Genomic DNA, 3,040 nt, shown 5'->3' with positions numbered 1-3,040 from the left:
TGAAGCAGAAATTCTGACGGATAACATATTGCGATATATTAATAATGAGGAATTAAAAGAGGATTTTGATGGTCATGCCAATTGTTTTATTGAAACCGGTGGAGGCAAAGCATTATTGATTGATTTTAACTACACCACAGAACCGGTTGAGGGAACATTTCCTTTTCCTGGTGTAGGTCCTTTAAGGCTTTTAAAGGAGAGTAGAATGAATCATATGGGCAAACTGGCATTCCGTTGGATATATTGGAATATGCTTTTAAAGGGTGTTCCTATACCATTCGTAGATGCACAAATGTCTGAAAAAGGAAAACAAATAGAAAAAGTAAAATAGATAATCATAAATAAAAAAAAATGGTAAAAATAATAGCAAATCGAGAAATTGATGTAAATGAAGAAGGCTATCTTCTTGATTTTAAACAATGGGACAAAGAAGTATGTGTTTGTCTTGCGGAAGAACAGAGTATTCCTATGACCGAAAAGCACTGGGAAGTTGTAGAATACTTACAGGAAAAACATCTTAAAGAAGAACCGCTGTCAATAAGGGGTATTAAGAAGAGTGGCGTCATAAACATAAAGGAATTTTATAGCCTGTTTCCGGGTGGACCTCTTAAAAAATCCACATTAATAGCAGGGATTCCCAAACCTAAGAGTTGTATTTAACGAATTAAAAAACGATCTAAGGTTATTTAATAATAATCATAAGAGTATAGAGATGAGTGAAACAATGGCAAAACAGAAAAGTGAAACTAACTTAAAAGAGATGAGTGAAACTAAAGTAAAAAAAATGCTTTTTATTCTATCCAAAGGTACTTTGGAAAATGCATATGCAGCATTCGTTATGGCAAATGGGGCAAGGATGGAAGGCATTGAATCGGAAATATTTTTCACATTTTTTGGACTGGAAGCAATTCAAAAGAAGAAATTAGAACATTTACATACAGCTACCGTGGGCAATCCTGCGTTACATATGCCAACTATGTTAGGTGGTCTGCCAGGAGTAGAGGCATTGGCAACTAAAATGATGAAGACTGAAATGGAGAAATTAGATATGCCACCCGTCAGTGAATTTCTTGAAATTTTATCAGACTCCGGGTGTAAATTATGGGGCTGTAAATTGGCCATAGACATGTTCCACCTGGAAAGAGAAGATCTTATTGATGAACTGGATGGTATATTGACAATTGGGGACTTTTACGGCAGAGCCAATGAAGAAGGTACCCATTTATTATTCATTTAAACTCAGATATACGATTAGATAATATAGTTTCTAATGATTGATTGTTTTGGACCCTGCTAAATTCGTTTGGCAGGGTTTCTTATTGATATATAAAGTCTCGGTTATAGGCTATTGTTTGGCCTAGATGCAGAGGTAGAATCTATTATAAGGTCTTCGTGTACTGGTTTAAGATTTTATCAAGTCGTTGAGCCTAATGGTACAATAATAAGAAACACTTCCTTTATATGAGTCGTGCCAATTAAGGTTTTAGTGGCTGTCGTTGTAGTATAGTAAGCTTTTAACTATCTGCAATACCTATATTTAAATGATATTAACTAAGCTGCCCTGTCTTAAGGTTCAAGGCAATCAAAGACCATTAAAAATTATTGTCATATTTCAACCGGCCATCTTTGGTAAATCTTTTGAAAAAGATGAGACACTTACTCTGCTGGCAGGAATAAGCATGCTAAGAAGGGTTTTTAGGCATTGTAATTCTTTGGGCATATAATTTGAGTATTCAAGCCCATCTACATGAGGATGAAGCGTTTATAGGATTTAATACTTTCCGAAACACTTTACTGGTAGCTTTATTATTTGGTGTTGTACATATCTTTTTTATAGGTTACTCTGGTTGGATGAACCCTTCCGCCAGGCATGGAGGCCTTCCTCTATTAAGCTTAGTAGCCTTTGTATTTTGTAGTGCCGATTATATTATTAATCTTATAAGGAGAAAATAACGGTATTAGTTATATTTTTATTAAATAGTTAACTTAAAAGCAGTAAAAACGACGCCAGCGAAGGCGTCGTTTTTCATTAGCTCGGGTTTGTAGCCAGATTATTTTTTAATGAACTTATAACTCGCTCCAACCATAATCATACTGGTAGTCATATCATAAGAAACTTCACTGCCAGGAATCGCTCCGTAAGGAGGTGAACTGGAAATAAACTGAGGATTAAGTAATGGTCCTGCAGTGGCCTTTCCGCTAAAGCCCATATGATAAACTCCATCAATAGCCCAGCGGTCACTTATTTCATAGCTCAAGCCCAGTTGAAATGCATTTTTAATTATCGCTGTAGCGGGTACGCTAAAAAATGCTACATCACTTTCAATAGGATTACCGCTATAGGTATATCCAAGGCGTAATGGTAACCTGTCGACACCTTTAAACTGTATTCCTGCAGAAACAATGCTAATGTTCTTCCAGCCAAATCCGGCAACGGAGAAAGTTGGTGTCCATCCTACTCCTGCAAATCCGGAAGCTTTGTCATATTGTACATACCGGTAATCTGCTGCGAGATCAAACTGGCCAACAGAATAACCAAGGCCAAGGGACCAGATAGCTGGATAGTCTATTTTGAACTTATTCTCGCCGGTGCTGGAATCAAGATAAACGTTCTCCAGCGTAAAATCGCCAAAAGACTGCTTCGTTTTATAAGAAGCTCCGGCGGAGAATCCATTACCTGAATCATAGAATAATCCAAATTGAGCTCCAAAACCAAAAGCGGTTGACTTATCTGCAGATGGATATCCGGCGGTTGGACTTGGATTGGCAGTTGGATTAGGTATTAATTTGAGTGATGCATAGTTGAAAGTAGGTTGAATACCTACAGAGAACTTATCAGAGAGTTCATAAGCATATGTGAATCCTAATTGTAGTAAACTATAGTTAGATTCTATTCGGCCAAATCCGCCCATACTTTGTGGCATATTAATAGGATTGGTAGTACTTTCAGGGAAAGTAACCCCAAATCCGCTTATACCAAAAGCAGAAGCACCAAAAGTATGCCGGCTGCCTTCTTTTCCCCAAACCATAGCTAAAGCTG

The 3,040-nt window shown here is 37.2% G+C and carries 3 protein-coding genes and 1 pseudogene; 3 read left to right on the top strand and 1 reads right to left on the bottom strand.

Features of this window, described 5'->3' with window-relative positions:
• From Q0X89_RS05640 to Q0X89_RS05630, 3 genes and pseudogenes are all read left to right on the top strand, one after another.
• A pseudogene (locus tag Q0X89_RS05640) lies at positions 1 to 331 on the top strand (NAD(P)/FAD-dependent oxidoreductase); the annotation flags it as partial.
• 20 nt (positions 332 to 351) lie between these two features.
• Positions 352 to 660 (top strand): TusE/DsrC/DsvC family sulfur relay protein, encoded by a 309-nt coding sequence (locus tag Q0X89_RS05635; RefSeq protein ID WP_297691988.1) that lies wholly within the window; start codon positions 352 to 354, stop codon positions 658 to 660.
• Positions 661 to 712: 52 nt separating this feature from the next.
• Positions 713 to 1,237, top strand: coding sequence for a DsrE/DsrF/DrsH-like family protein (locus Q0X89_RS05630; protein WP_297691986.1), 525 nt, complete (start codon positions 713 to 715; stop codon positions 1,235 to 1,237).
• Positions 1,238 to 2,051: 814 nt separating this feature from the next.
• Here the strand turns inward: Q0X89_RS05630 and Q0X89_RS05625 are convergent.
• Positions 2,052 to 3,040, bottom strand: a 989-nt coding sequence (locus tag Q0X89_RS05625) for a porin (RefSeq protein WP_297691984.1), incomplete at its 5' end; no start/stop codon positions are given.

Source organism: uncultured Eudoraea sp. (genome assembly GCF_947258525.1).
Taxonomy (GTDB): Bacteria; Bacteroidota; Bacteroidia; order Flavobacteriales; family Flavobacteriaceae; genus Eudoraea.
Note: the sequence above shows the minus strand (reverse complement) of the source record. Positions and strands in the feature narration are given on the sequence as shown.